Source organism: Streptomyces sp. NPDC050422 (assembly GCF_044458665.1).
Classification (GTDB): Bacteria; Actinomycetota; Actinomycetes; order Streptomycetales; family Streptomycetaceae; genus Streptomyces.
The window spans coordinates 24702-49613 of sequence record NZ_JBITIE010000008.1; the positions used below are offsets into that span (position 1 = coordinate 24702).

The window sequence follows — 24912 nt, forward strand, 5'->3', positions numbered from 1 at the left end:
GTGATCATCGGGGTCGGGATCGATGTGGCGGAGATCGAGCGGTTCGACGCGGCGCTGGAGCGTACGCCGCAGCTCGCCCAACGCCTTTTCATCGAAAGTGAGTTGCTGCTTCCCGGTGGTGAGCGGCGCGGGATCGCCTCGCTGGCGGCCCGGTTCGCCGCCAAGGAGGCCCTCGCCAAGGCGCTCGGTGCGCCCGGCGGGCTGCTCTGGACGGACGCCGAGGTGTACGTCGAGGAGAGCGGGCAGCCCCGGCTGCGGGTCCGGGGCACCGTCGCCGCACGCGCGGCCGAGCTGGGCGTGCGGCACTGGCACGTGTCGCTCAGCCATGACGCGGGGATTGCCTCGGCGGTCGTGATCGCGGAGGGGTAGGATCGGCCGATCCTGCGTACGTTGGAGCCATGCGTACCGCTTACAGCGTCTCGACCGTACGGGCCGCCGAACAGGCCCTCATGGCACGGCTCCCGGAGGGCACGCTGATGCAGCGCGCCGCCGCCGGGCTTGCCGCCGCCTGCGCCGATCTGCTGCGGCGTGGCGGCCGCGTCTACGGTTCCCGGGTCGTCCTCCTCGTCGGCAGCGGCGACAACGGCGGCGACGCGCTGTACGCGGGGGCCCGGCTGGCCCGGCGGGGCGCGGGTGTCGTGGCCGTGCGCGTGTCACCCGGCCGGGCCCACGAGGGCGGCGTCGCGGCCCTGCTGGCGGCCGGCGGGCGTGTGATGGACGGCGGCGATGTGGCCCCGCACCGCGACTGGGGCGGGCACATCGACCTCGTCGTCGACGGCATCACCGGCATCGGCGGGCGCGGCGGACTGCGGCCGGACACCGCCGCCGTGGTGGAGCACTACGCGGCCCACGGGGTGCCCGTGGTCGCCGTCGATCTGCCGAGCGGCGTCGAGGCCGACACCGGCGAGGTGCGGGGGGCCGCCGTGCGAGCCGACGCCACCGTCACCTTCGGGGCGTACAAAGCGGGACTGCTCGTCGATCCGGCCGCCGAACGGGCCGGTGCCCTGCTCCTCGTCGACATCGGGCTCGGCGCCGAACTCCCCGACGTACCCGACCTGGAGGCGCTCCAGTACGCGGATGTCGCCGCCCTGCTGCCCGTGCCCGCCGCGGAGAGCGACAAGTACCGGCGCGGTGTCGTCGGCATCGTCGCCGGATCGGCGCGCTACCCGGGGGCCGCGGTGCTCGCCGTCTCCGGGGCGCTGCGCGGCGGTGCGGGGGCCGTGCGCTACGTCGGGCCGGGCGGCGACGCCGTGATCGCGCGGCATCCGGAGACCCTGGTCCACGCCGGTCCGCCGTCGAAGGCCGGGCGCGTGCAGGCCTGGGTGGTCGGGCCGGGGCTCGGCGACGGCACGGACGCCGTCGAAGCCGTCTCCGACGTGCTGGCAACGGACGTGCCGGTGCTCGTCGACGCGGACGGGCTGCGGCTGCTGGACGCCGACGTCGTACGGGCACGCACCGCGCCCACCGTCCTGACCCCGCACGCCGGGGAGGCCGCGGCGCTGCTCGGCGTACCGCGCGAGGAGGTCGAGGCGGGGCGGCTCGCCGCCGTACGCGAACTCGCCTCCCGGTTCAGCGCCACGGTCCTGCTCAAGGGCTCGACGACTCTGATCGCCACCGACGCCCCGCACTCGCCCGTGCGGGTCAATCCGACCGGCACCTCGTGGCTCGCCACGGCCGGCAGCGGCGACGTGCTCTCCGGGCTGACCGGTTCACTGCTCGCCGCGGGTCTCGCCCCGCGCGACGCCGCGTCCGTCGGCGCCCACCTCCACGGGCTCGCCGCCCGGCACGCCTCCGACGGCTCCCCGGTCGCCGCGCAGGACGTCGCGGAGGCGATCGCGGAGGCATGGCGGGACGTACGGGCCTGAGTGATGCTGGGAGCGGCGAGAGGAGAATGCCAGTGACCGCCGACAGTGACCTGCGCGTACGCAGGGTGTACGACCCCGAGGAGGACGGCGACGGGACCCGCGTCCTCGTCGACCGGCTGTGGCCGCGCGGTGTCTCCAAGGAGCGGGCCGCGATCGACAAGTGGCTCAAGGACGTCACCCCGTCGGACGAACTGCGCTCCTGGTACCACGAGGACCGTTCCGAGAACCGGTACGACACCTTCGTGGACCGCTACCGGGCCGAGCTCGCCGACCCCGTGCACACGCCGGCCGTGGACGAGCTGAAGGCGCTGGTCCGCGAGGGCGGCCCGGTGACGCTCGTCACGGCCGTCAAGGACGTCCCGCACAGCCACGTCCCGGTCCTCGTCGACCACGTGGAACACGAGTTGCACCGCCGCTGACGTGCGCGTCCACCGGCGCGCCGCGCCCTGCCACGGCCGACGCCCCGGGGCCCCGTCGTGCGCCAGTGAGACACTGGGCGCGATGAACGAGACAGCGTCCTTGAGAGCCCGTGCCGAGATCGACCTCGCCGCACTCCGCGCCAACGTGCGCGTTCTGCGTGCCCGGGCGGCGGGCGCGCAACTCATGGCCGTCGTCAAATCCGACGCCTACGGGCACGGGGCGGAGCGCTGCGCCCGCGCCGCGCTCGAAGCGGGCGCCACCTGGCTGGGCACCGCCACCCCGCACGAGGCGCTCGCCCTGCGCGCGGCCGGGCTCGGCGGCCGGGTGATGTGCTGGCTGTGGACGCCGGGCGGGCCCTGGCGCGAGGCGATCGAGGCCGACATCGACGTGTCGGTGAGCGGCATGTGGGCGCTGCGCGAGGTCACCGCGGCGGCGACGGAGGCGGGCCGGCCCGCCCGAGTCCAGCTCAAGGCCGACACGGGCCTCGGCCGCAACGGCTGCCAGCCCGCCGACTGGGCCGAACTGGTCTCCGCCGCCCGCACCGCCGAACAGGCGGGCACCGTCCGTGTCACCGGCCTCTGGTCCCACTTCGCCTGCGCCGACGAACCCGGACACCCTTCGATCGCCGCCCAGCTCGACACCTTCCGCGACATGGTGGCCTACGCGGAGAAGGCCGGTGTCGAGCCCGAGGTGCGGCACATCGCGAACTCCCCGGCGACGCTGACGGTCCCCGAGTCGCACTTCGACCTCGTACGCACCGGGATCGCCATGTACGGCATCTCGCCCAGCCCCGAGCTCGGCACCCCCGCCGACTTCGGGCTGCGGCCCGTGATGACGCTCGCCGCGTCCATCGCCCTGGTCAAGCGGGTGCCGGCCGGTCACGGCATCAGCTACGGGCACCACTACACGACGTCCGGGGAGACCACGCTCGGCCTGGTGCCGGTGGGGTACGCGGACGGCATCCCGCGCCACGCGTCGGGCCGCGGCCCGGTCCTCGTCGGCGGCGTCCGGCGGACGATCGCGGGACGAATCGCCATGGACCAGTTCGTCGTCGACCTCCACGGGGACGAGCCGGCGGTGGGCAGCGACGCCGTGCTGTTCGGCCCGGGGGACCGGGGCGAGCCGAGCGCCGAGGACTGGGCGCGGGCGGCCGACACGATCGCGTACGAGATCGTCACCCGGATCGGCGGCCGGGTGCCGCGCGTCTACCGGGACGACGAAACGCCGGAGGACCCCTCGGCCGGGTCCTGACCGAACAGGCGCCTCTGACCAGGCACGATCTGAGCATGTCCTGGGACGGCCGGACGAGATCGCAGGGATCGCGGGAGACCGGCCGGCCCTGACCGACCCGACGGACACGACACGACCGACGAGGAGCGCGGCACGGTGAGCGAGATCAGCGCGGGGGACGCGGTGGTGACGGCCGCTTCGGCGGCCGGCTGGCGCCGGGCGGGGATCGCCGGGGCCGCCATAGGTGTGATCGCCGCAGGTGCGGCGGCCGGGGTCGCGGTCGAGCGGCTGACGGTCGGCCGCGGCATGCGCAAGCGGGCCAGGCTGGCACTGGACGCCACCGGACCGTACGGCTCGCTGCGCGGGCTGCCGGGCCGGGCCACGGCCGACGACGGCACCGAGCTGTACTACGAGATCGACGAGGTCGACCCGGGCAGCGGAACGGGGACGGACGGCACGCCCACCGGCTCCGCCGCCGGTCCGCGCAGGCTCCGTCTCTTCGGACGCAAGGCGCCCGCCCCGGTGACGGTCGTCTTCAGCCACGGCTACTGCCTCAGCCAGGACTCCTGGCACTTCCAGCGGGCGGCCCTGCGCGGCCTCGTGCGCACCGTCCACTGGGACCAGCGCAGCCACGGCCGCTCCGAGCGCGGCCGGGCGCAGGCACAGGGCGTGCACGTCGGCATCGACCAGCTCGGCCGCGACCTCAAGGCCGTGATCGACGCGGCCGCCCCCGAGGGGCCCCTGGTGCTGGTCGGGCACTCGATGGGCGGCATGACGATGATGGCGTTCGCCGACCAGTACCCGGCCCTGATGCGGGACCGGGTCGCCGCCGTCGCCTTCGTCGGCACGTCGAGCGGGAAGCTCGGCGAGGTCAACTTCGGGCTGCCCGTGGCGGGAGTGAACGCGGTGCGGCGGGTGCTGCCCGGCGTACTGAAGGCGCTCGGCTCGCAGGCGGAGCTGGTGGAGCGGGGGAGGCGGGCGACCGCGGACCTGTTCGCCGGGCTGATCAAGCGGTACTCGTTCGGCTCGCGGGACGTGGACCCGGCGGTCGAGCGATTCGCCGAGCGGCTCATCGAGTCCACGCCGATCGACGTCGTCGCGGAGTTCTACCCCGCCTTCGCCGAGCACGACAAGAGCAACGCCCTGCCGCTGTTCCGGGACGTCCCGGTACTGATCCTGGCGGGCGACAAGGACCTGGTGACGCCCAGTTCGCACAGCGAGGCGATCGCGGACGAGCTGCCCGACGCGGAGCTGGTGATCGTCCCGGACGCCGGACACCTGGTGATGCTGGAGCACCCGGAGACGGTGACGGACCGGCTGGCGGACCTGCTGGTGCGGGCCGGGGCCGTACCGGAGTCCTCCGAGGCCCGTGGGTGAGGGCGGCAGTTCCTCGTACCGGAGCCTCCGAGGACCGTGGGTGAGGGCCGGGGCCGAACCGGAAATCCTCTAACGTTGGCGGGCATGGAAGCACCGCAGAACAGCCCGGCGGCCGAGCGCGCCGGAGCCACCCCGACGGGCGCCGTCACCGTGACGCTGGCCGTCGAGTCCCCCGAACAGATGCAGGCCCTGGGCCGCCGGATCTCCGGTGTGCTGCGCCCCGGCGACCTGGTGATGCTCAGCGGCGAGCTCGGCGCCGGGAAGACGACACTGACCCGCGGTCTCGGCGAGGGCCTCGGCGTACGCGGCGCCGTCACCTCCCCCACCTTCGTGATCGCCCGCGTCCACCCCCCGCTCGGCGCCGGCCCGGCGCTGGTCCACGTCGACGCGTACCGCCTGGGCGGCGGGCTCGACGAGATGGAGGACCTGGACCTCGACGTGTCGCTGCCGGACTCGGTGGTCGTCGTCGAATGGGGCGACGGCAAGGTCGAGGAGCTCTCCGAGGACCGGCTCCAGGTGCTGATCGACCGCGCGGTCGGCGACACGGACGACGAACGGCGCGAGGTGACGCTCGTGGGCGTCGGCGCACGCTGGGCGGGGCTGCGGGTGGAGTCCTGGGCCCCGTGGGACACGGCCGGGGCCTGAGAGACGTCACCCCCGGGGCTTGTTTCCGACATGGTGTCGGCAAATTGTTGCGCGGGGCGGTGCGGGCGTGGTGACATGGAGGGCGAGAGCAGGTTAGGTCTGCCTAACCGTGCCTTCCACCGGAGCTCAAGGAGGCGTCCCATGCCGACATCCGAGCGTGACGTGCAGCCGCCGCGGGCGGTATCGATGAGAGACCTGCTCGCCGCCGGGGCGGCCGCCGACGCGGTCTCCACCCCGCCCGGCCCGCGCCCGCACGGTGCGGCGCCCGTGCCGCGCGAGGGCTCGGGAGCGAACGCGAAGCGGGCCTGAGCCCCACGGACGGGGGCTCGGCAGGGCTGACGGGCTCGGCGGAGCTACGGGACGACCGTTTCGGCAGGACTGCGGGACGGCGTTCCCGGCAGGGCTGTCGAAAGAGTTGTCGGCAGAACCAGCAGAGTTGTCGGCAGAACTGAGAGACGACGTTACTAAGAGACGACGTTGACCTTCACGCCCACCGCGGCGAACGTCCACACCGCGTTCCCGTCCTCGCGGGACATCCGTACGCCGCCCGCCTTCAGCGTCGGGTCCGGGCTCTCCATCGAGCCGTCCTGCGCGGCGCTGAAGCCGATGGCCACGTCGTTGTTCGTCGCGAACCGGACCACGTGCTCGATCGGCACCCCGTCGGAGCCCGTGACGCTGCCGGAGCGCGAGGTCACCTGGTAGACGCCAGGAGCGGCCTGCACCGCGCTCGGCATCACCTTGAAGGTCCGCGTCGACTTGTTCTTCGCGTCCACCAGCCACACCCGGCGGTCGCCCAGCGCGTACACCACGCGCATGCCGGAACCGGACGCCAGGGGAACGGCCAGAGGGTCCTTCTTCGGCTTCGGCTTCGGCTTGGCGTGGCCGCCCGTGGCCGGTGCGCTGCTGGACGCCTTCGGCTTGGCGGCGAGGTTGTCCGGGACGTCCGCCGATGCCTGGTAGGCCAGGAAGCCGACCGCGGCGACGGCCGCCGCGGTGAGCGCGGCCACGATTCCCGAGCTGCCCCTAGCCACCGTGCGCCTCTTTCGCCGTCGTATGTCGTACAAGCGTTTACACGTACTCCGCGTATACCCGGTGACGGTAGCACCGGAGCACCCCCGTCCCGGGACGCCGTACGGGGCGCCGTACCGCCCGCGGCGGAGCCGTAGGCTGTTTGCGTGCTCTTGCTCGCTATGGATACCGCCACCCCCGCTGTCACCGTCGCTCTGCACGACGGGACCCGCGTCGTCGCCGAGTCCGGTCAGGTCGACGCCCGACGGCACGGGGAGCTGCTGCTGCCCGCCGTCGACCGGGTCCTCACCGAGGCCGGCGTGACGCTCGACGCCGTGACGGACGTGGCCGTGGGCGTCGGCCCCGGCCCGTACACCGGACTGCGGGTCGGTCTGGTGACGGCCGCGACCTTCGGCTCGGCCCTGTCCGTGCCCGTGCACGGGGTCTGCACCCTGGACGCCCTCGCGTACGCCGCGGGGCAGGCCGGGGTGGAGGGCCCGTTCGCCGTCGCGACGGACGCCCGCCGCAAGGAGGTCTACTGGGCGCGGTACGAGGACGCCCTCACCCGGACCGGTGAACCTGCCGTGGACCGGCCCGCCGACATCGCGGAGCAGCTCGCCGGCCTCCCAGTCGTCGGGGCGGGCGCGGTGCTCTACCCCGACGCGTTCCCGGTCGCGCGCGGGCCCGAGCACGTCGCGGCCGGCGCGCTGGCCGCCCTCGCCGCCGCACGCCTCGCCGCGGGGGCGGAGCTGCTGCCGCCGCAGCCGCTCTACCTGCGCAGGCCCGACGCGCAGGTCCCGAAGAACTACAAGGTGGTCACCCCCAAGTGACCGCCACGACCGCAGTGCTGCGCGAGATGCGCTGGTGGGACATCGACCCCGTGCTCGACCTGGAGCACGAGCTGTTCCCGGACGACGCCTGGTCGGCCGGCATGTTCTGGTCCGAACTGGCGCACGCCCGCGGCCCGCAGGCCACCCGCCGCTACGTGGTCGCCGAGGACCCGGTCTCCGGCCGGATCGTCGGATACGCGGGCCTCGCGGCGGCCGGTGACCTCGCCGACGTACAGACGATCGGCGTCAGCCGCGGCCACTGGGGCGGCGGGCTCGGCTCCGAGCTCCTGACCGACCTGCTGAAGCACGCCACGGCCTTCGAGTGCGCCGAGGTGCTGCTGGAGGTCCGGGTCGACAACACCCGGGCGCAGAAGCTGTACGAGCGCTTCGGCTTCGAACCGATCGGCTTCCGCCGCGGCTACTACCAGCCGGGCAACATCGACGCACTCGTCATGCGCCTCCACGTACAAGAGCACGTACAAGAAAACGAGACTGACTGATGGCTGACGAACCGCTCGTACTCGGCATCGAGACCTCCTGCGACGAGACCGGCGTCGGCATCGTCCGCGGGACGACGCTGCTCGCCGACGCCGTCGCGTCCAGCGTCGACACACACGCCCGCTTCGGCGGCGTCGTCCCCGAGATCGCCTCCCGTGCGCACCTGGAGGCGATGGTCCCCACGATCGAGCGCGCGCTGAAGGAAGCCGGCGTCACCGGCCGCGACCTCGACGGCATCTCCGTCACCGCGGGCCCCGGACTCGCCGGCGCCCTGCTCGTCGGCGTCTCGGCGGCCAAGGCGTACGCGTACGCGCTGAACAAGCCGCTGTACGGCGTGAACCACCTCGCCTCGCACATCTGCGTCGACCAGCTGGAGCACGGCCCGCTGCCCGAGCCGACGATGGCGCTGCTGGTCAGCGGCGGCCACTCCTCGCTGCTGCTCGCCCCCGACATCACCAACGACGTACGGCCGCTCGGCGCGACCATCGACGACGCGGCGGGCGAGGCCTTCGACAAGATCGCCCGCGTGCTGCACCTCGGCTTCCCCGGCGGCCCGGTCATCGACCGCCTCGCCAAGGAGGGCGACCCGAAGGCCATCGCGTTCCCGCGCGGCCTCAGCGGCTCGCGCGACCCCGCGTACGACTTCTCCTTCTCCGGCCTGAAGACCTCCGTCGCCCGCTGGATCGAGGCGAAGCGCGCCGCCGGCGAGGAGGTGCCGGTACGGGACGTGGCCGCGTCCTTCCAGGAGGCCGTGGTGGACGTGCTCACGCGCAAGGCCGTCCGGGCCTGCAAGGACGAGGGCGTCGACCACCTGATGATCGGCGGCGGCGTCGCGGCCAACTCGCGGCTGCGGGCGCTCGCCCAGGAGCGGTGCGAGCGGGCCGGCATCCGGCTGCGCGTGCCCCGCCCCGGCCTGTGCACCGACAACGGGGCCATGGTCGCCGCGCTGGGCGCGGAGATGGTGGCCCGCAACCGCCCCGCCTCCGACCTGGAGCTCTCGGCCGACTCCTCGCTGCCGGTCACCGAGACCCACGTACCGGGCGCGGACCACACCCACACGCACGATCACGTGCACGAGATCAGCAAGGACAACCTGTACTCATGAGCGGGCACGGCGGGACCGTCGCGCTGATGTGGGAGGCCCGGGCCGCCGAGGGCCGGGGCGCGGAACTCCTGGAGTGGGCCCGCGCCCGCGCCGGCGAGCTGGCCCGGCCCCCGCTGCGCAGCGAACTGCTGCGGGCCCCACAGGACCGCGTCCTGGTCCTCACGTGGTGGGACGGCGCGTACGGCGACGAGCTGCCCGAGCTGCCCGAGCCGGACGCGGGGATCGTCACCCGGCCGGTGCACCGCTGGCGCTTCGAGTCCCTCGGGCCGGCGGACCGCTGACGAGCGTGACCACCCCGGTGGCCGGTCCGGAGATTTCTCAGAAGAATACCGGGGGAGCTGTCGATCCGGCCGTGTCCCGTTCGACGCAGAGGTGAGAGGCAGGGAAAGCCCCCGCCCTCCCGACCGAGGAGTCACCATGCCGCGCTTCATGTCGCTCATCCGCATCGACGAGCAGGCCGCCGCCGCTTTCGAGCCCGACCCCGACTTCGAGAAGCGCATGGGCGCCCTGTTCGAGGAGATCAACAAGGCGGGCGTGATGCTGGAGACGGCCGGCCTCACCCCGACCGCTCAGGCCACCCGGGTCCACTGGTCCGGCGGAAAGCTCAGCTACACCGACGGGCCCTTCACCGAGACCAAGGAGGTTGTCGGTGGGTACGCCATCCTCCAGTGCAAGGACAAGGAGGAGGCCCTGGAGTGGACCAGGCGGTTCCTGCAGTGCCACCCGGAGAGCTGGAGCGTCACCTCCGAGCTCCGGGCCATCGACGAAGCGACCGGCTGACCGGCCTGCCGCGCTTGCCCGGGTCCCGCACGGCTGCTCTGATGGGTGGCCGTGACGGAAGCGAGCGCGGTCGAGACGGTGTTCAGGATCGAGTCCGCGCGGATCATCGCCGGTGTCGCCCGGATCGTACGGGACGTGGGCATCGCCGAGGAGCTCGCGCAGGACGCCCTGGTCGCCGCGCTGGAGCAGTGGCCCGAGTCGGGCGTCCCGGACAACCCGGGTGCCTGGCTCATGGCCACGGCCAGGAACCGCGCCATCGATCTCGTACGCCGCCGCGAGACGTACGCCCGCAAGCTGGCCGAGATGGGCCGCGACCTGGACACCCTCTCCGGCGAACCGGATCCCGGCGACGCGGACCCCGACGCCATCGACGACGACCTGCTGCGGCTGATCTTCACCTCCTGCCATCCGGTGCTCTCCACCGACGCCCGGATCGCGCTCACCCTGCGGCTCCTGGGCGGCCTCACCACCGGGGAGATCGCCCGCGCCTTCCTCACCACCGAGCCGGCCGTCGCCCAGAGGATCGTCCGGGCCAAGCGGGTGCTCGGCCGGGCCCAGGTCCCCTTCGAGGTGCCGTACGGCCCCGAGCGCGCCGCCCGGCTCGGATCGGTGCTCGAAGTCATCTACCTGGTCTTCAACGAGGGCTACGCCGCGACCGCCGGCGACGACTGGCTGCGCCCGGCGCTCTGCGAGGACGCGCTGCGCCTGGCCCGGGTGCTGGCCGGGCTGGTGCCGGACGAACCCGAGGTGCACGGGCTGGCCGCCCTGCTGGAGCTCCAGGCCTCGCGCACCGCCGCCAGGACCGGGCCGGAGGGTGCCGTGGTGCTGCTCGCCGACCAGAACCGGGCCCGCTGGGACCGGCTGCTGATCCGCCGCGGCTTCGCCGCCCTCATCCGGGCGAGCGAGACGGCTACGGAGGCGGGGCAGGCGCTGGGGCCGTACGCCCTCCAGGGCGCCATCGCCGCCTGCCACGCGCGGGCGGCGCACTACGAGGACACGGACTGGGCCGCCATCACCGCGCTGTACGACCGGCTCGCCGCACTGACCCCGTCCCCGGTCGTCGAGCTCAACCGTGCCGTCGCCGTCTCCATGTCGGAGGGCCCGGCCGCCGGTCTCGTCCTGGTCGACGCGCTGGCCGCCGACCCCGCGCTCAAGGCGTACCACTTGCTCCCGAGCGTCCGCGGGGATCTGCTGGAGCGGATGGGGCGTACGGACGAGGCGCGTGCCGAGTTCGTACGGGCGGCGGAGCTCACCCGCAACGAACGGGAACGGGCCCTGCTCCTGGGCCGGGCGGGCCGATGAGTTCCGGGCCCGCGACCGGTCTACCTTGCACGGCATCCAGTACTACCGCGTGAGGAGAAGACCATGCAGAAGGTCACCACGTTCCTGTGGTTCGACAACAACCAGGCCGAGGAGGCGGCGGACCACTACATCTCCGTCATCGGCGGCGACTCGCGCGTCCTGGACGTGACCCGCTGGACCGCGGCGTCGCCGGGCGAGGGAGGAGCGGTGATGACGGTCCGCTTCCAGCTGGAGGGCGCCGAGTACATCGCGTTCAACGGCGGACCCGAGTTCCCCTTCAGCCCGGCGGTCTCCCTCTCCGTCGAGTGCGCCTCGCAGGAGGAGGCGGACGAGCTGTGGGACAAGCTCACCGCGGACGGCGGACAGGAGAGCCAGTGCGGCTGGCTCAAGGACAGGTTCGGTGTCTCGTGGCAGATCATCCCGCCCGGCCTCGGCGAGGCACTGACCGACCCGGACCCGGACAAGGCGGCCCGCGCCATGAAGGCGATGCTCGGTATGAAGCGCCTCGACATCGAGGCGCTGCGCAACGCCTGACGTGTGATCACTCCGGCGTCGGACGGTGACCCGCGCTCGGTAGGGTCTGGCCCATGTTCGCCCGCTCGGCGCTGCCGCCGCCCCCGCCGCCCGTGGAGATACGCACCTGGCCCGACCGGGGGGCGCTGCTCGCCGACCGGGCCTTCATCCTGGGCGCGTTGGTGAAGACGCACATCGGCCCCGGCCGGCTCGGACTGCTGTGGATGTGGGGCGCGGTCGGTGCGCTCGGCTGGGCGCTGATCGGCACCGCGTTCGTCACCTTCGAGCAGTCGTCCGACGTCTTCAGCGCCGGGGTCGGCATGATCATGCTGGTCATGGGCGCCTGCTGTCTGGTGCCGGCCGTCATCCTCGTCGTCATCGGCCTGCGCCGGGACCGGGAACTGCGCCGACTCCTCGCGCAGTGGGGGGCGTTGGACCGTGACCCGGCGAGCGAGGCGGCGTACCGGCTGCCGGGCGTGAGCCTGGCCTGGCTCCTCGGCTCCTTCGCGCTCTGCGCCTGCGGGCTGTACGCCTGCTTCGCGGTCCCGGCGGGCGCCGTCAGGGGCGACGACACCTACGGCCTGATGGCCCTGGTCATGGGCCTCGGGTTCATCGCCTGGCTGATCGGCCTCATCGGCATCACCAAGGCCTTCTGGCACCGGCGTTGGGTTTTGCGGACCGTGCTCGGCGCACCCGCCCCCCAGCCCCTGATCTCCTCAGGCGGTGGCGCCCACCGCTGACCCCGCCCCTATCCTTGTCGCATGCACGGGCGACTCAGGGGGAGGGCGTTCTCATGGAGTGGTACTGGTGGGTGCTGATCATCTTCTGGACGGGCGGATTCGGCTGGGTGGTCGACAACGTCCGTACGGCGATGCGCAATCGGCACACCCGCAAGCTGGAACTGCTGGAGGCCGGCAAGCAGGAGCGGCTGGCGGTCGAGGCGGCGAACCGGCCGCCGGAACCGGTCTGCGGCTGTACGCACCACCTCGCCAAGCACGACAAGCAGGGCAAGTGCCACGAGCGGGTCGAGGTGCCGACCGCGTGGGACGAGCAGAAGAAGCCGGTACGCTTCGAGTCGGGGCAGTGCAACTGCCAGCAGTACGTGGGTCCGCAGCCGCTCTCGCAGGTGTACGCGGAGGACCTGACCGACCTCGCCTGAGGCCGGCCGCGGTCACCCGAGACCGGCCTCCGGGCCGGTCACGGGACGGCCGATCAGCATCGTCGGCGCGTCCGCGACCCTGGTCAGGAAGACCGTGGCCGCGTTCGGGCCCCGGAGCTTCATCTTCCTTCGCAGTTCCTCCGGTTCGACCGGCGAGCCGCGCTTCTTGACCGTCAGGACGCCGACCTCCCGCTCCCGCAGCAGCGCCTTCAGCCGCTTCATGTTGAAGGGAAGCCGATCGGTGATCTCGTAGCCGGCGGTGTACGGGGAGTCGTACAGCTCGTCGCTCGTGACGTACGCGATCATCTCGTCGAACAGCCGGCCGTGGCACCGCTCCACGATCGAGGCGACCAGATGCGCCCGGATCACCGCGCCGTCCGGCTCGTACAGATAGCGCCCCACCGGGCCGACCGGCGGGGCGGCTAGCGCGGCCGGGGCGGACAGGGTGGCGCCCGACGGGAGCAGGGTCGCGCGGAAGGAGCCCGCCTCGAAGCCCTCGCCGAACCAGAGCACCGCCTCCTTCACGTCGCCGCCGTCCGAGATCCACTCGGCCTCGGCCTGCGGCCCGATCGCCTCGTGCGGGACACCCGGGGCGATCTTGAGTGCGGCCCTGGGCGCCTTCAGCGCGGCCTCGGTCGCCCAGGACAGGGGCGGGGAGTACGCCTCCGGGTCGAAGATCCGGCCGCGCCCGCCCCGGCGGGCCGGGTCGACGAACACCGCGTCGTAGGGCGAGGTGTCGATCTCCGTGACGTCGGCGCACCGCACCTCGATCAGTGCGTCCAGGCCGAGCGCGGCGGCGTTGGCCCGGGCCACCTCGGCGGTCAGCGGGTCGCGGTCCACGGCGAGGACGGAGATCCCGGCCCGGGCCAGGGCGATCGCGTCGCCGCCGATCCCGCAGCAGAGGTCGGCGACGCTGCGCACCCCGGCGTCCGCGAACCGCCGGGCGCGGTAGCCGGCCACCGAGGTGCGGGTCGCCTGCTCGACCCCGTTCGGCGTGAAGAACATCCGGTGCGCGTCCTCGGCGCCGAACTTCGCCACCGCCCGCTGCCGCAGCCGGGCCTGGCCCAGCGCCGCCGAGACGAGGGCGGCCGGGTGGGTGCGGCGCAAGCGGGTGGCGGTGGCCAGTTCCGTGGCGGGGTCGTACGACCGCAGCCCGGCCAGCAGTGCGGCGCCCTCGGGGGTGCGCAGGGCCAGGAAGTCGGCGAGGGGGCCGGGGACGTCGGACGGGCCGGTCGGGGCGAGAGCGTTCACCCGCCCCATTGTGGGCCAGTCGGCTGCGCGCCAGCCGGGGGACCGTGCGGGGCGGGCGCTGTGTCGGCCCGGATGCCCGGTTCCGGGCTGGCAGGATGCGGCGCCATGCAGCCAGTACGACAAAAGGAAGAATTCATCATGAAGCGGCGCAGACCAGGTGCGGAGTCGGGCGGGCAGGGCGGCGGGAAGCGCGGGCGGGGCCACCTGCGGCGCCGGCCGGGCTACGCGGTCCTCGCCGCTCTCCTGGTGGCCGCGGTCGGCTCGGGCTGCGCGGCCGAGACCGGCGACCGGGCCCCGGCCGACCCCGGACGCGCGGCCGCGGCGCAGGCGGGAGCGCCGGGCGGCCCCCCGGCGGGAGCGGCGGGTTCCGTCGCGGGGCAGGCCGAGAAGGCGCGCCGCGCCCAGGCCGCACGCGTCGTCGCCGCCAAGAAGTGGGGCCTCGCGAACACCCCGCTGGCCCCGCCGGCGCCGCCCGCCGTGAAGCCGCACATCACCACCCGCAAGGGCTTCGAGGTCGAGGGCGGTGACGCCTCGCTGCCGCCGGTCTTCACCACGGTCCCCACCAAGGACAAGATCGTCTTCCTGACGATGGACGACGGGGACGACAAGGACCCCGAGCTGCTGCGGATGATGTCGGACCTGAACATCCCGTACAGCGCCTTCCTCAGCGACTACCTGGTGCGCGACGACTACGCGTACTTCAAGGAGGCCCAGGTCCGCGGTGTCGTCCTCGGCAACCACACGCTGAACCACCGCTACATGCCCGGTCTTTCCCGCGACGAGCAGAAGCACGAGATCTGCGACCAGCAGGACATCCTCGAGAAGGAGTACGGCGAGCGCCCCCGGCTCTTCCGGCCGCCGTACGGCAACTACAACGGTGACACCCTGCGGATCGCCAAGTCCTGCGGCATCACGGCCGTGCCGCTGTGGGCGGCGGAGGCGTTCCCCGACCACATGGAGTGGCGCGAGGAGGACCAGGACCTGCATCCCGGCGACATCATCCTCACGCACTTCCGGGGCAAGAAGGACTGGAAGGGCAGCATGCCCGACCTGATCCGGTCCGTCATGAAGGTCATCACGGACAAGGGTTACGCCGTGGCCCGCCTGGAGGACTACGTATGAGAAGGGCGCACCGGCTGCTGGCCGGGCTGCTGACCGCCGGTGCGCTCCTGACCGTCACCGCCGGCTGCGCGCAGTCGGTGGACCCGATCGAGCGGCTGGGCCGGAAGGCGGCGCGGCGGGTGAACCCGCCGCCGGGCGATCACGAGGCGCGGCCCGCGGCAGTGCGCGGTGACCACGGGGCGCCGGGGACGATGGTCGTCGTCGCCTGCGGCCGCCCCGCGGCGGCCGGGGGCTCCCGGGGCCGCCCTCCGGTCCACTGGTGGCCGGATCGGCCGGGGCCGCGCGACGGTACGGCCGCGGCCGGAGCCGCGGGGTGCGCGAGGTCGTAGCCCCGCCCCTTCCGACGCCACGAGGAGCTGAATTGGCACTCCGCTTGACCGAGTGCTAATCGCGGTCATAGTCTCAGTGCTGGCACTCCCCACTGGAGAGTGCCAGCAGTACTGTGCGACCGGCAGGTCCGGCACCCGCGACGACGGGCCCACCTGGTCGCCACCCAAAGACTGATAACCCCGTGAGATCTCCGAAGGGGGAGACCGGATCGTGTCGACCAGCACCAAGGTTGCGATCAAGCCGCTCGAGGACCGCATTGTGGTCCAGCCGCTCGACGCCGAGCAGACCACGGCCTCCGGCCTGGTCATTCCCGACACCGCCAAGGAGAAGCCCCAGGAGGGCGTCGTCCTGGCCGTGGGCCCGGGCCGCTTCGAGAACGGCGAGCGCCTTCCGCTCGACGTCAAGACCGGCGATGTCGTGCTGTACAGCAAGTACGGCGGCACCGAGGTGAAGTACAACGGCGAGGAGTACCTCGTCCTCTCGGCTCGCGACGTGCTCGCGATCATCGAGAAGTAATTCACCCCACGCTTGCTTCTGTTCTGCGCCCCTGGCCCCCTGCGAAATAACTAGCCGGGCGGCGAGGGGCGCAGTTCTTGTTTTTGAGAGGACAGTTCAGCTCCATGGCGAAGATCCTGAAGTTCGACGAGGACGCCCGTCGCGCCCTCGAGCGCGGCGTCAACAAGCTTGCCGACACGGTGAAGGTGACGATCGGTCCGAAGGGCCGCAACGTCGTCATCGACAAGAAGTTCGGTGCGCCCACCATCACCAACGACGGTGTCACCATCGCGCGCGAGGTCGAGCTCGACGACCCGTACGAGAACCTCGGTGCCCAGCTGGTGAAGGAGGTGGCGACCAAGACCAACGACGTAGCCGGTGACGGTACGACCACCGCCACCGTCCTGGCCCAGGCGCTCGTCCGCGAGGGCCTGCGCAACGTGGCCGCGGGCGCGTCCCCGGCCGCCCTGAAGAAGGGCATCGACGCCGCGGTCAAGGCCGTGTCCGAGGAGCTCCTCGCGACCGCCCGCCCGATCGAGGACAAGTCCGACATCGCCGCCGTGGCCGCGCTCTCCGCGCAGGACGCCCAGGTCGGCGACCTCATCGCGGACGCGATGGACAAGGTCGGCAAGGACGGTGTCATCACTGTCGAGGAGTCCAACACCTTCGGTCTGGACCTCGAGTTCACCGAGGGCATGGCCTTCGACAAGGGCTACCTGTCCCCGTACATGGTGACCGACCAGGAGCGTATGGAGGCCGTCCTCGACGACCCGTACATCCTGATCCACCAGGGCAAGATCGGCTCGATCCAGGAGCTGCTGCCGCTCCTGGAGAAGGTCATCCAGGCCGGTGCCTCCAAGCCGCTGCTGATCATCGCCGAGGACGTCGAGGGCGAGGCCCTGTCGACCCTGGTCGTCAACAAGATCCGTGGCACCTTCAACGCCGTCGCGGTGAAGGCCCCGGGCTTCGGTGACCGCCGCAAGGCCATGCTCGGCGACATCGCCACCCTCACCGGTGCGACCGTCATCGCCGAGGAGGTCGGCCTCAAGCTCGACCAGGCCGGCCTGGACGTGCTGGGCACCGCCCGCCGCGTGACCGTCTCCAAGGACGACACCACCATCGTCGACGGTGGCGGCAAGTCCGACGAGGTCTCCGGCCGCGTCAACCAGATCAAGGCCGAGATCGAGTCCACGGACTCCGACTGGGACCGCGAGAAGCTCCAGGAGCGCCTGGCGAAGCTGGCCGGCGGTGTCTGCGTGATCCGCGTCGGTGCGGCCACCGAGGTGGAGCTCAAGGAGAAGAAGCACCGTCTGGAGGACGCCATCTCCGCGACCCGCGCCGCGGTCGAGGAGGGCATCGTCTCCGGTGGTGGCTCCGCTCTGGTCCACGCCGTCAAGGTCCTCGAGGGCAACCTCGGCAAGACCGGCGACGAGGCCACCGGTGTCGCGGTCGTGCGCCGCGCCGCCGTCGAGCCGCTCCGCTGGATCGCGGAGAACGCCGGCCTCGAGGGCTACGTCATCACCTCGAAGGTCTCCGAGCTCGACAAGGGTCAGGGCTTCAACGCCGCGACCGGCGAGTACGGCGACCTGGTGAAGGCCGGCGTCATCGACCCGGTCAAGGTCACCCGCTCCGCCCTGGAGAACGCCGCGTCCATCGCGTCGCTGCTGCTCACGACCGAGACCCTGGTCGTCGAGAAGCCGGCCGAGGAAGAGGCCGACGCCGGTCACGGCCACGGTCACTCGCACTAGCGTGTAGCTGCCCGCGCAAGCGGTGAGGCCCGGTACTCCGCGAGGGGTGCCGGGCCTTTTGCGTGTCCGGGCTCCGAGGAGGGTCACGCCGAGCGGGACAGCCCCTCCCCGTACACCGGGTCCGCGAACGGCCGGCCGGCCGCGAAGCGTTCAAGTTCGTCCAGCGCGTGGTCCGCCATCCGGTGCAACTCGTTGCCCAGTGATCCGGCGATGTGCGGCGTCAGCAGGACGTTCGGCAGGTCGTAGAGCGGCGAGGCCGCCCGGGGGAGGTCGGGTTCCGTCACATCCAGGACCGCGTGCAGCCGGCCGCTCGTCAGCTCGGGAAGCAGCGCGTCCTCGTCGACCAGCGACCCGCGCGCCGTGTTGATCAGCGTCGCGCCCGCCGGCATCGCCGCCAGCTGGGCGGCACCGATGAGATGGTGCGTCTCGGGCAGTTGCGGGGCGTGCACCGAGACGACGGAGCTGCTCGCGCACAGGTCGTCCAGCGTGGTGAGACGGACACCCAGCCGCGCCGCCTCCTCCTCGCCGGCATACGGGTCGTACAGCAGGACGTCCAGGTCGAAGGGGCGCAGCAGATCGATGACGCGCCGGCCGATACGGGAAGCGCCGACGATGCCCACCGTGCGGCGGTAGTTGCCGGTGCCGTCCAGGTCGTCGAGCCAGTCGTGGCCGGTGCGCAGGACGCGGTAGCGCTGGGCGGAACGCAGGACCTGCTTGCCCGCAAAGAGGATCGCGGCCACGGTGAACTCGGCGACCGGCAGCGCGTTGGCGCCGGCCGCGGAGGTGACGGCGATGCCCCGTTCCCAGCAGGCGTCGGTGATGTGGTGCTTCACGGACCCGGCCGCGTGCACCACCGCGCGCAGCCGTGGGGCGGCGGCCAGCACCGGCTCGGTGAGCGGCGTCGCGCCCCAGCAGGTGAAGAGCACCTCGGCCTCGGCGAGTGCGGCCGCCACCTCGGGTGACGGGTCGGCCAGGTCGTGGGCGACGAGCCGGGTGTCCGTGCGGGTGAGGGCGGCCAGCCGGATGTGGTGGCGTTCGGCGAGGAGTCGTCCGGCGATGCCGGGAGCCATCGCGAGCAGGGCCCGGGGCCGGTTGTCAGTGGCGTGCTGCATGGTGGAACTCGTACTCCTCGGGGCTCGCGTGGACGGTCACTTGACGCTTCCGGCGGTCAGTCCCGCCTTCCAGTGCCGTTGCAGGGAGACGAAGGCGACGATCAGCGGGATGACGGCCAGGAGGGAGCCGGTGACCACGAGGGGGTAGAAGCTCGGCTCGCCATGGGTGTTGGTGTTCCACGAGTACAGACCGAGGCTCAGGGGGAAGAGCTTGCGGTCCGAGAGCATCACGAGGGGGAGGAAGAAGTTGTTCCAGATCGCGGTGAACTGGAAGAGGAAGACGGTCACGAAGCCCGGCATCACCATGGGCAGACCGACGGACCAGAAGATGCGCAGCTCGCCCGCCCCGTCGATACGGGCTGCCTCCAGGGCCTCGTCCGGTATGTAGCCCGAGCTGAACACCCGGGCGAGATACACGCCGAACGGGTTGACCAGCACCGGGATCAGCACCGACCAGTAGGTGTTCACCAGACCGACCTCGGACGCCAGCAGATACATCGGCAGGGCGAGCGCGGTGGTGGGGACGAGCACACCCATCAGCACCAGGCCGAACAGCTGGTCCTTGCCGCGGAACGCGTACTTGTCGAAGGCGTACCCCGCGGCGACACAGATCAGCGAGCAGACGATCGCCCCGCCGCCCGCGTACAGCAGGCTGTTGAGGTACCAGCGGAAGTAAATGCCGTCGCCGTAGGCGGCCAGGTTCGAGAGGTTCTCGCCGAGGTTGAAGCCGTCGAAGGAGAACGCGTTGCCCGCGAGCAGGCCACCGGTGTCCTTCGTGGCCGCGGTGACCAGCCAGACGAGCGGGAAGAGCATGTAGACGACGGCGAGCAGCAGGAAGCCGTTGACCGCGGTCTTCGACATCCAGCGGCCGCGGGAGGCGGGGGAACTCATGCTTTCTTGCCCTTCCGGCCGGTGAAGCGGGTGATGACGAAGGACAACAGCGCGGCAGTGAGCGCCAGCAGGATGGAGGCGGCCGCGGCGAGCCCGTAGTCGTTGCGCTCGAAGGCCGCGGTGTACGCGTACATGTTCGGCGTCCAGGTGGAGGAGACGGCGGAGCCGGTCCCCTTGTTGAGGATCAGCGGCTCGGTGAACAGTTGGAGCGAGCCGATGACGGTGAACAGCGCGACCATCACGACGGACGCGCGGATCAGCGGGACCTTGATGCCGATCGCGATCCGCCAGGCGCCGGCCCCGTCGACGGTGGCCGCTTCGAGTACGGAGCGGTCGATGGCCTGCAACGCGGCGTAGAAGATCACCATGTTGTAGCCGAGCCACTCCCACAGGGCGATGTTGACGACCGAGGGCAGGGCCCCGTCGGGGGAGAAGAAGTCGAAGCCGATGCCGCCGGACTCCATGGCGCTGACCACCGGGCTGAGCTGCGGTGTGTAGAGGTACACCCAGATCAGCGCGGCGATGATGCCGGGCACGGCATGCGGCAGGAACAGTGCGAGCTGGAAGAACCGGCGGGCGCGGGCCAGCGTGGAGTCCAGCAGCAGGGCGAGGGCGAGGGCTCCGACGAGGAGCAGCGGGATGTAGAAGAGGCAGTATCCGAGGAGTACGCCGAAGCCCTCGCGGAACGCCCGGTCGCCCAGGGCCGCCGTGTAGTTGTCGAGTCCGCTGAAGACGGTCTCGGTGCCGCCGAAGCCCAGGCCGGACTGCTTCTCGGTGAACAGGCTGAGCCAGACCGCGTAGCCGATCGGCAGCACCATCGCCAGCGTGAACAGTACGAAGAAGGGCCCCAGCAGGATGGCGGCGGCTCTGGTCGTCCGGGCGCGCTTCATCAGCCTGCGTCCTCGACCTTCAGACCGCGCTTCTTCAGCTCGGCGACCGTGGCGTCGTGCCCGGCCTTCACAGCCTCCTTGACGGTGGTTCCGCCGCTCGCGACCTTGCCGAACTGGTCCTTCATCGTGGTGTTCGTGGTGCCGGTCGTCGGGCCCCAGGTCCAGTTGGGTCCGATGGACGTCGCGGCGTCCCCGAAGACCTGGTAGATGTCCTCGCCGCCGTAGAAGTCGGCGTCGAAGGCCTTCTTCGCGACCGGGCGCAGGGATGCCGCGGCCGGGAAGGCGCTCGACGTGCCGGACTCGATGCGGGCCTTGATGCCTTCCTCCGTGGTCGACATCCAGGTGGCGAACTCGACCGCGGCCTCGGCCTTCTTGCTGTCCTTCGTCACCGCGAAGGTCGAGCCGCCGAGCATGCCGCTGGCCGGCTTCCCGTCCCAGCTGGGCAGCGGGGCGACGGCCCACTTTCCGCTCTGCTCGGGCAGGGTGCCCTTGAGGACACCCGCGCCCCAGGCCGCGCCGAGGTATCCGACGGTGCCGCCGTTCTTCAGGGAGTTGGTCCACTCCGGGCTGAAGGAGGCGTTGGCGCGGATCAGGTCGTCGTCGAGCAGCCCCTGCCAGTAGTCGGCGACCTTGTTGGTGGCCGCGTCGGTGGTGTTCACCTTCCAGGTGTCGCCCTCGGGCTTGTACCACTGGGCGCCGGCCTGCCAGGCCATCGCCTGGAAGGTGGTCGGGTCGTCCGGGAAGAACGTGCCGATCCGGGCCTTCTTGTCGGCCTTCTTGACCTTCTCCGCGGCCTTGCGGAAGTCGTCCCAGGTCTTGGGGACCTCGACGCCGTACTTCTCGAACAGGTCCTTGCGGTAGTAGAACGACTGCGGCGAGGCGTCGAAGGGGACGGCCCAGTTCTTGCCGCCGAGCGTCGTCAGCTCCACCGCCTGGGGCAGCAGCTTCTTCCTGATGTCCTCGGTGAAGTACTGGCCGATGTCCTGGAGCGCGCCCTGGCTGACGTACTCCGGGAGCTGCGGGTACTCGATGGACACGAGATCGGGGGCGTTGCCCGCCTTCACGGCGTTGGAGATCTTGGCGTAGCCGCCCGCGTTGCCGGACGGGATCTCCTCGTACACCACCTTGATGTCCGTGTGTGAGGCGTTGAACGCGTCAACGACCTCCTTGGACCCCTTGGCCCAGCCCCAGAAAGTGATGCTGACGGGCTTGCCGTCACTTCCGGCGGCGGATGTGCCGTCACCGCTGCCGCCACAGGCCGTGAGAACGGCGAGGGCGGTGGCGGTGCCGATTACGGCGAGGGACGTTCTGCTCGAACTGCGGCTCACAGCGAGGCTCCTGAACAGGCGGCGACATTGGCGTTGGCCGTGATCCTTGGACCAGCCGTGACCGAAGTCAAGAGCGAAAGAGCGATTGATCGAAAAAAGATCAGAAGAGTTGCGTACGGAACCCGAAGGAGCGTCCGGATGGCGTCTACGGAAGCGGTGCTCCACAGGAGTCCCTGACCCGCAGCTGGGGGAGCAGCGTCAGGTGCCGGCGTGGGGTGTCGGTGCCGCCCCGGCCTAGCCGTTCCACCAGCAGTTCCGTCGCATGGCGGCCCACCTCGCGCTTGGGCGGGGCCACGGCGGTGAGCGGGGTGTCCGCGAGCGCCGCCACCTCGTCGTCGTACGCGATCAGCGCAAGGTCCTCGGGTACCCGGACGCCCAGCTCGGCCAGGCGTTGGACCACCTGGATCGCGTCCACGTCGTTGTGGATCAGGGCCGCCGTCGCCACCCCTGTCAGGACCGCGTCGCGCAGCGCCTGCACGGCCTCCTCGAACGCCTCCGGGGCCAGTTCCGCCGGTACGGAATCGATCACGTCCTGCGGTGCGCGCAGCCCGAGCACGGTCAGCGCCTCCGCGTATCCGGAGCGCACCGCGAGCGCGGTCGGGGAGTCGGCGCGGGCCATCAGCAGCGGCGCCCCGTGCCCGAGGTCCACCAGGTGGCGCACGGCCAGCAGTACCCCGTGCGCATGGTCCGAGCAGACCCGGTCCAGGCCGTCCAGGGGTGACCCGGCGGTGGGCCTTCGCTCCAGCAGGACCGTCGGTACGGGCAGCGAGCCGATCCAGTCACCGAATGCGGAAGGGTCGCCCGGATGCTGCCAGCCGGGCGCGACCAGCAGCCCCTCGGCCCCCGCGGACAGCAGCCCCTCGGTGCGGGCCTGGTCCTCCTGCGGCCGGTAGTCGGAGATCCGCAGGATCAGCCGGGCGCCCGCCCGGGCGGCAGCCTCGTGAGCGCCGCGGATGACTTCGGCGAAGTAGTAGGTCGCCGAGGGCGCGAGCATGCCGAGCACCAGACCGTGGCCGGCGGAGGCGGGCCCTGTCGCGGGAGCTGTGTCCTCGGGCCAGGACACCGAACCGTGGACCCGTTCGAGCAGGCCGCGGCCGGCCAGGTCCTCGACGTCCCGGCGCACCGTGACGGGTGACACCCCCAGCTGCGACGCCAGGTCCGACACCCGGGCGGAGCCCCGGTCGCGTACCAGCCCGAGCAGGCGGTCATGACGTTCAGCAGCACTTTCGCGCACGGCGGCAGTCCCCTCGCAGTGTGTGGCCCGGCTCCCGGGCCCGACCGTTTCCGGAGTCGATGTCCGACCCTAGACCAACGTGATCGAACGATGGGAGTTTCGATCATTCAAACGCAATCCATTGACGTTCGATCAATCCGAGTCCAGGATTCCCGGCGATGCCGACCCGGCCGTTCCCGGCCCGTTACGCCCCTGACTGTTCCGACCCTGACTGTTCGTACGGAGGAATTGTGAGACATCGCGTCACCGCAGCGGCGCTCGCGGCCCTGGCCGCTGCCGCCGGTCTGACCGTCGCAGGCCCGAACGCCGCCCAGGCCGCACCCGCCGGCCGCACCCTTCACGTCGACTGCTCCGCCGACCCGGACGGGGCCACCGGCAGCAGACAGCACCCCTGGACCACGCTCGCCGAGGCCAACGCGCACACCTACGGGCCCGGCGACCGGCTCCTCTTCAAGCGCGGCGCCACCTGCACCGGGACCCTCGCCCCCACGGGCACCGGCTCCGCCCGGGCGCCGTTCACCATCGCCGACTACGGCAACGGTCCGGACCGCGCCCGGCTCGACGGCGCGGGCGCGCACGACACCGTCCTGCTCTCCAACACGCAGTATGTGCACCTCAGGGACCTGGAGATCACCAACGCCGACAACCCGGGCAGCGAACGCAACGGCGTCCGCCTCCGCCTCACCGACTACGGCGTCGCCCGCGGCTTCGACATCAGCGGCCTCTACATCCACGACGTCCGCGGCGGCGACTACAAGACCGTGTCCGGCTCCAGCGCCATCCACATCGCGGTCGAGGGCACGGCGAAGGCCAGTTGGTACGACGGCCTGGACATCGGCCACAACCGCATCGAGGACGTCGACCGCGAAGGCGTCTACTTCAAGTCGACCTTCTCCAAGCGCGACCTGGTCGGTGGCCAGCAGGACCCGAACGTCTATCCGGGGGAGTGGGCGCCCAGCACCGGCGTCCGCATCCACCACAACACGCTGAAGTCCCTGGCCGGCGACGGCATGAAGCTCGACACCACCAGCGGCGCCCGCGTCGACCACAACCGGGTCGACGGCTTCCAGCTCCGCTCGCCCTCCGCCAACGCGGGCATCTGGACGTTCAACACCGACGACACGACCGTCGAGTACAACGAGGCCTCCGGCGGCGGCAACACCCACGACGGCATGTCCTTCGACGCCGACGGCGCCTCGCAGAACACCGTCTTCCAGTACAACCACAGCCACGACAACAAGGGCGGCTTCCTGCTGATCTGCCCCTACAGCGGCGCGAAGACCATCGGGACGGTCGCCCGCTACAACGTCAGCCGCAACGACGGCGCCCGCCTGATCCAGAACTGCTGGGGTCCGATCCTCGGCACCGAGATCTACAACAACACCTTCCACAACAAGGAGCAGATCCCCGGCTTCCTCGTCCAGGACGACGCCGGCAGCCCCGCCACGACCCAGCACGAACTGTCCATCCGCAACAACGTCTTCGTGAGCGAGGGCACCGGCGGCTATGCCTTCAAGAACCCGACCCCCGGGCTCTCCTTCGACCACAACGCCTTCTACGGCATCGGCATGACGCGCCCGGACCCCGGCGGCATCACGGCCGACCCGAAGCTCCGGGACGACTTCCGGCTCGGCGCGGGCTCGCCCGCCCTCGCCGCCGGAGCCGTCGTCGAGGACAACGGCGGCAAGGACTACTTCGGCAACCGTCTCAAGCCCGGCGCCCCCAATATCGGCGCCTACGCGGGCCGCGGCGTGCGGTAACGAGCTCACCCGCGCAACC

The 24912-nt window shown here is 71.7% G+C and carries 28 protein-coding genes; 21 read left to right on the forward strand and 7 right to left on the reverse strand.

Going from position 1 to position 24912, the window contains the following annotated elements:
- From ACIBJG_RS13685 to ACIBJG_RS13715, 7 genes are all read left to right on the forward strand, one after another.
- Window positions 1–369: a holo-ACP synthase gene (locus ACIBJG_RS13685; RefSeq protein WP_399307674.1), complete on the forward strand. Its 369-nt coding sequence runs from the start codon at window positions 1–3 to the stop codon at window positions 367–369.
- 29 nt (window positions 370–398) lie between these two features.
- Window positions 399–1865, forward strand: a complete 1467-nt coding sequence (locus ACIBJG_RS13690; protein ID WP_399307675.1) for an NAD(P)H-hydrate dehydratase — start codon at window positions 399–401, stop codon at window positions 1863–1865.
- Window positions 1866–1897: 32 nt separating this feature from the next.
- Complete coding sequence (locus ACIBJG_RS13695; protein ID WP_399307676.1) at window positions 1898–2284, forward strand: DUF488 domain-containing protein; 387 nt, start codon at window positions 1898–1900, stop codon at window positions 2282–2284.
- 82 nt (window positions 2285–2366) lie between these two features.
- Window positions 2367–3536 (forward strand): alanine racemase, encoded by a 1170-nt coding sequence (gene alr, locus ACIBJG_RS13700; protein WP_399307677.1) that lies wholly within the window; start codon window positions 2367–2369, stop codon window positions 3534–3536.
- 135 nt (window positions 3537–3671) lie between these two features.
- A complete protein-coding gene (locus ACIBJG_RS13705; RefSeq protein ID WP_399307678.1) occupies window positions 3672–4892 on the forward strand; it encodes an alpha/beta fold hydrolase in 1221 nt (406 codons plus the stop codon).
- Window positions 4893–4976: 84 nt separating this feature from the next.
- A complete protein-coding gene (gene tsaE, locus ACIBJG_RS13710; protein ID WP_399307679.1) occupies window positions 4977–5537 on the forward strand; it encodes a tRNA (adenosine(37)-N6)-threonylcarbamoyltransferase complex ATPase subunit type 1 TsaE in 561 nt (186 codons plus the stop codon).
- A gap of 141 nt (window positions 5538–5678) precedes the next feature.
- Entirely contained in the window at window positions 5679–5846 is a 168-nt protein-coding gene (locus tag ACIBJG_RS13715) for a hypothetical protein (RefSeq protein WP_399307680.1), read from the forward strand.
- A 155-nt stretch (window positions 5847–6001) separates the two neighbouring features.
- Here the strand turns inward: ACIBJG_RS13715 and ACIBJG_RS13720 are convergent, their stop codons facing one another.
- Entirely contained in the window at window positions 6002–6544 is a 543-nt protein-coding gene (locus ACIBJG_RS13720; RefSeq protein ID WP_399307954.1) for a hypothetical protein, read from the reverse strand.
- 183 nt (window positions 6545–6727) lie between these two features.
- Here ACIBJG_RS13720 and tsaB point away from each other — a divergent pair, with 183 nt between their 5' ends.
- The 9 genes from tsaB to ACIBJG_RS13765 all read left to right on the forward strand — a co-directional run bounded on the left by tsaB (window position 6728) and on the right by ACIBJG_RS13765 (window position 12732).
- A complete protein-coding gene (gene tsaB / locus ACIBJG_RS13725; protein WP_399307955.1) occupies window positions 6728–7375 on the forward strand; it encodes a tRNA (adenosine(37)-N6)-threonylcarbamoyltransferase complex dimerization subunit type 1 TsaB in 648 nt (215 codons plus the stop codon).
- On the forward strand, window positions 7372–7875 hold the full coding sequence (gene rimI / locus ACIBJG_RS13730) for a ribosomal protein S18-alanine N-acetyltransferase (RefSeq protein WP_399307681.1): 504 nt from the start codon (window positions 7372–7374) through the stop codon (window positions 7873–7875). Before tsaB ends, rimI begins: the two co-directional genes overlap by 4 nt.
- Complete coding sequence (tsaD, locus tag ACIBJG_RS13735) at window positions 7875–8978, forward strand: tRNA (adenosine(37)-N6)-threonylcarbamoyltransferase complex transferase subunit TsaD (RefSeq protein ID WP_399307682.1); 1104 nt, start codon at window positions 7875–7877, stop codon at window positions 8976–8978. The genes rimI and tsaD overlap by 1 nt, the downstream gene beginning before the upstream one ends.
- Window positions 8975–9259, forward strand: a complete 285-nt coding sequence (locus ACIBJG_RS13740; protein ID WP_399307683.1) for a hypothetical protein — start codon at window positions 8975–8977, stop codon at window positions 9257–9259. The genes tsaD and ACIBJG_RS13740 overlap by 4 nt, the downstream gene beginning before the upstream one ends.
- A gap of 136 nt (window positions 9260–9395) precedes the next feature.
- Window positions 9396–9758 carry a YciI family protein gene (locus tag ACIBJG_RS13745; RefSeq protein ID WP_399307684.1) on the forward strand — a complete coding sequence of 121 codons (363 nt, stop codon included), beginning with the start codon at window positions 9396–9398 and terminating at the stop codon, window positions 9756–9758.
- A gap of 51 nt (window positions 9759–9809) precedes the next feature.
- The gene (locus ACIBJG_RS13750) at window positions 9810–11060 is read left to right on the forward strand and encodes an RNA polymerase sigma factor (RefSeq protein WP_399307685.1); all 1251 of its coding nucleotides are present in this window, start codon (window positions 9810–9812) and stop codon (window positions 11058–11060) included.
- A 63-nt stretch (window positions 11061–11123) separates the two neighbouring features.
- The gene (locus tag ACIBJG_RS13755; RefSeq protein WP_399307686.1) at window positions 11124–11594 is read left to right on the forward strand and encodes a VOC family protein; all 471 of its coding nucleotides are present in this window, start codon (window positions 11124–11126) and stop codon (window positions 11592–11594) included.
- A gap of 53 nt (window positions 11595–11647) precedes the next feature.
- Window positions 11648–12313: a hypothetical protein gene (locus ACIBJG_RS13760; protein ID WP_399307687.1), complete on the forward strand. Its 666-nt coding sequence runs from the start codon at window positions 11648–11650 to the stop codon at window positions 12311–12313.
- Between the two features lie 53 nt (window positions 12314–12366).
- Window positions 12367–12732 carry a hypothetical protein gene (locus ACIBJG_RS13765; RefSeq protein WP_399307688.1) on the forward strand — a complete coding sequence of 122 codons (366 nt, stop codon included), beginning with the start codon at window positions 12367–12369 and terminating at the stop codon, window positions 12730–12732.
- A gap of 12 nt (window positions 12733–12744) precedes the next feature.
- Here ACIBJG_RS13765 and ACIBJG_RS13770 read toward each other — a convergent pair whose 3' ends face one another.
- Window positions 12745–13992: a methyltransferase domain-containing protein gene (locus tag ACIBJG_RS13770; RefSeq protein ID WP_399307689.1), complete on the reverse strand. Its 1248-nt coding sequence runs from the start codon at window positions 13990–13992 to the stop codon at window positions 12745–12747.
- Window positions 13993–14088: 96 nt separating this feature from the next.
- Between ACIBJG_RS13770 and ACIBJG_RS13775 the strand changes: the two genes are divergently transcribed.
- The 4 genes from ACIBJG_RS13775 (at window position 14089) to groL (ending at window position 17678) form a co-directional block, all read left to right on the forward strand.
- On the forward strand, window positions 14089–15105 hold the full coding sequence (locus ACIBJG_RS13775) for a polysaccharide deacetylase family protein (RefSeq protein WP_399307690.1): 1017 nt from the start codon (window positions 14089–14091) through the stop codon (window positions 15103–15105).
- Window positions 15102–15434 (forward strand): hypothetical protein, encoded by a 333-nt coding sequence (locus tag ACIBJG_RS13780; RefSeq protein ID WP_399307691.1) that lies wholly within the window; start codon window positions 15102–15104, stop codon window positions 15432–15434. The genes ACIBJG_RS13775 and ACIBJG_RS13780 overlap by 4 nt, the downstream gene beginning before the upstream one ends.
- A 208-nt stretch (window positions 15435–15642) precedes the next feature.
- Window positions 15643–15951, forward strand: coding sequence for a co-chaperone GroES (groES, locus tag ACIBJG_RS13785; protein ID WP_024490209.1), 309 nt, complete (start codon window positions 15643–15645; stop codon window positions 15949–15951).
- Between the two features lie 104 nt (window positions 15952–16055).
- Entirely contained in the window at window positions 16056–17678 is a 1623-nt protein-coding gene (groL, locus tag ACIBJG_RS13790; RefSeq protein WP_399307692.1) for a chaperonin GroEL, read from the forward strand.
- Window positions 17679–17761: 83 nt separating this feature from the next.
- On the opposite strand, the gene ACIBJG_RS13795 is transcribed toward groL, so the two are convergent.
- The 5 genes from ACIBJG_RS13795 to ACIBJG_RS13815 form a co-directional block, all read right to left on the reverse strand.
- Window positions 17762–18790 (reverse strand): hydroxyacid dehydrogenase, encoded by a 1029-nt coding sequence (locus ACIBJG_RS13795; protein ID WP_399307693.1) that lies wholly within the window; start codon window positions 18788–18790, stop codon window positions 17762–17764.
- Between the two features lie 36 nt (window positions 18791–18826).
- Window positions 18827–19681, reverse strand: coding sequence for a carbohydrate ABC transporter permease (locus ACIBJG_RS13800; RefSeq protein ID WP_399307694.1), 855 nt, complete (start codon window positions 19679–19681; stop codon window positions 18827–18829).
- Entirely contained in the window at window positions 19678–20571 is an 894-nt protein-coding gene (locus tag ACIBJG_RS13805; protein ID WP_399307695.1) for a carbohydrate ABC transporter permease, read from the reverse strand. The genes ACIBJG_RS13800 and ACIBJG_RS13805 overlap by 4 nt, the downstream gene beginning before the upstream one ends.
- Window positions 20571–21899 (reverse strand): ABC transporter substrate-binding protein, encoded by a 1329-nt coding sequence (locus ACIBJG_RS13810; RefSeq protein ID WP_399307696.1) that lies wholly within the window; start codon window positions 21897–21899, stop codon window positions 20571–20573. Before ACIBJG_RS13810 ends, ACIBJG_RS13805 begins: the two co-directional genes overlap by 1 nt.
- 145 nt (window positions 21900–22044) lie before the next feature.
- Window positions 22045–23133 carry a LacI family DNA-binding transcriptional regulator gene (locus ACIBJG_RS13815; RefSeq protein WP_399307697.1) on the reverse strand — a complete coding sequence of 363 codons (1089 nt, stop codon included), beginning with the start codon at window positions 23131–23133 and terminating at the stop codon, window positions 22045–22047.
- Window positions 23134–23363: 230 nt separating this feature from the next.
- Between ACIBJG_RS13815 and ACIBJG_RS13820 the strand changes: the two genes are divergently transcribed.
- A complete protein-coding gene (locus ACIBJG_RS13820; RefSeq protein WP_399307698.1) occupies window positions 23364–24893 on the forward strand; it encodes a right-handed parallel beta-helix repeat-containing protein in 1530 nt (509 codons plus the stop codon).
- Window positions 24894–24912 lie beyond the last annotated feature (19 nt).

Coding starts and splice junctions, on each gene's coding strand:
- ACIBJG_RS13690 (WP_399307675.1), top strand. CDS start 399: ATGCGTACCGCTTACAGCGTCTCGACCGTACGGGCCGCCGAACAGGCC.
- alr (WP_399307677.1), top strand. CDS start 2,367: ATGAACGAGACAGCGTCCTTGAGAGCCCGTGCCGAGATCGACCTCGCC.
- tsaE (WP_399307679.1), top strand. CDS start 4,977: ATGGAAGCACCGCAGAACAGCCCGGCGGCCGAGCGCGCCGGAGCCACC.
- ACIBJG_RS13715 (WP_399307680.1), top strand. CDS start 5,679: ATGCCGACATCCGAGCGTGACGTGCAGCCGCCGCGGGCGGTATCGATG.
- tsaB (WP_399307955.1), top strand. CDS start 6,728: ATGGATACCGCCACCCCCGCTGTCACCGTCGCTCTGCACGACGGGACC.
- tsaD (WP_399307682.1), top strand. CDS start 7,875: ATGGCTGACGAACCGCTCGTACTCGGCATCGAGACCTCCTGCGACGAG.
- ACIBJG_RS13740 (WP_399307683.1), top strand. CDS start 8,975: ATGAGCGGGCACGGCGGGACCGTCGCGCTGATGTGGGAGGCCCGGGCC.
- ACIBJG_RS13745 (WP_399307684.1), top strand. CDS start 9,396: ATGCCGCGCTTCATGTCGCTCATCCGCATCGACGAGCAGGCCGCCGCC.
- ACIBJG_RS13755 (WP_399307686.1), top strand. CDS start 11,124: ATGCAGAAGGTCACCACGTTCCTGTGGTTCGACAACAACCAGGCCGAG.
- ACIBJG_RS13760 (WP_399307687.1), top strand. CDS start 11,648: ATGTTCGCCCGCTCGGCGCTGCCGCCGCCCCCGCCGCCCGTGGAGATA.
- ACIBJG_RS13765 (WP_399307688.1), top strand. CDS start 12,367: ATGGAGTGGTACTGGTGGGTGCTGATCATCTTCTGGACGGGCGGATTC.
- ACIBJG_RS13770 (WP_399307689.1), bottom strand. CDS start 13,992: ATGGGGCGGGTGAACGCTCTCGCCCCGACCGGCCCGTCCGACGTCCCC.
- ACIBJG_RS13775 (WP_399307690.1), top strand. CDS start 14,089: ATGCAGCCAGTACGACAAAAGGAAGAATTCATCATGAAGCGGCGCAGA.
- ACIBJG_RS13780 (WP_399307691.1), top strand. CDS start 15,102: ATGAGAAGGGCGCACCGGCTGCTGGCCGGGCTGCTGACCGCCGGTGCG.
- groL (WP_399307692.1), top strand. CDS start 16,056: ATGGCGAAGATCCTGAAGTTCGACGAGGACGCCCGTCGCGCCCTCGAG.
- ACIBJG_RS13795 (WP_399307693.1), bottom strand. CDS start 18,790: ATGCAGCACGCCACTGACAACCGGCCCCGGGCCCTGCTCGCGATGGCT.
- ACIBJG_RS13800 (WP_399307694.1), bottom strand. CDS start 19,681: ATGAGTTCCCCCGCCTCCCGCGGCCGCTGGATGTCGAAGACCGCGGTC.
- ACIBJG_RS13805 (WP_399307695.1), bottom strand. CDS start 20,571: ATGAAGCGCGCCCGGACGACCAGAGCCGCCGCCATCCTGCTGGGGCCC.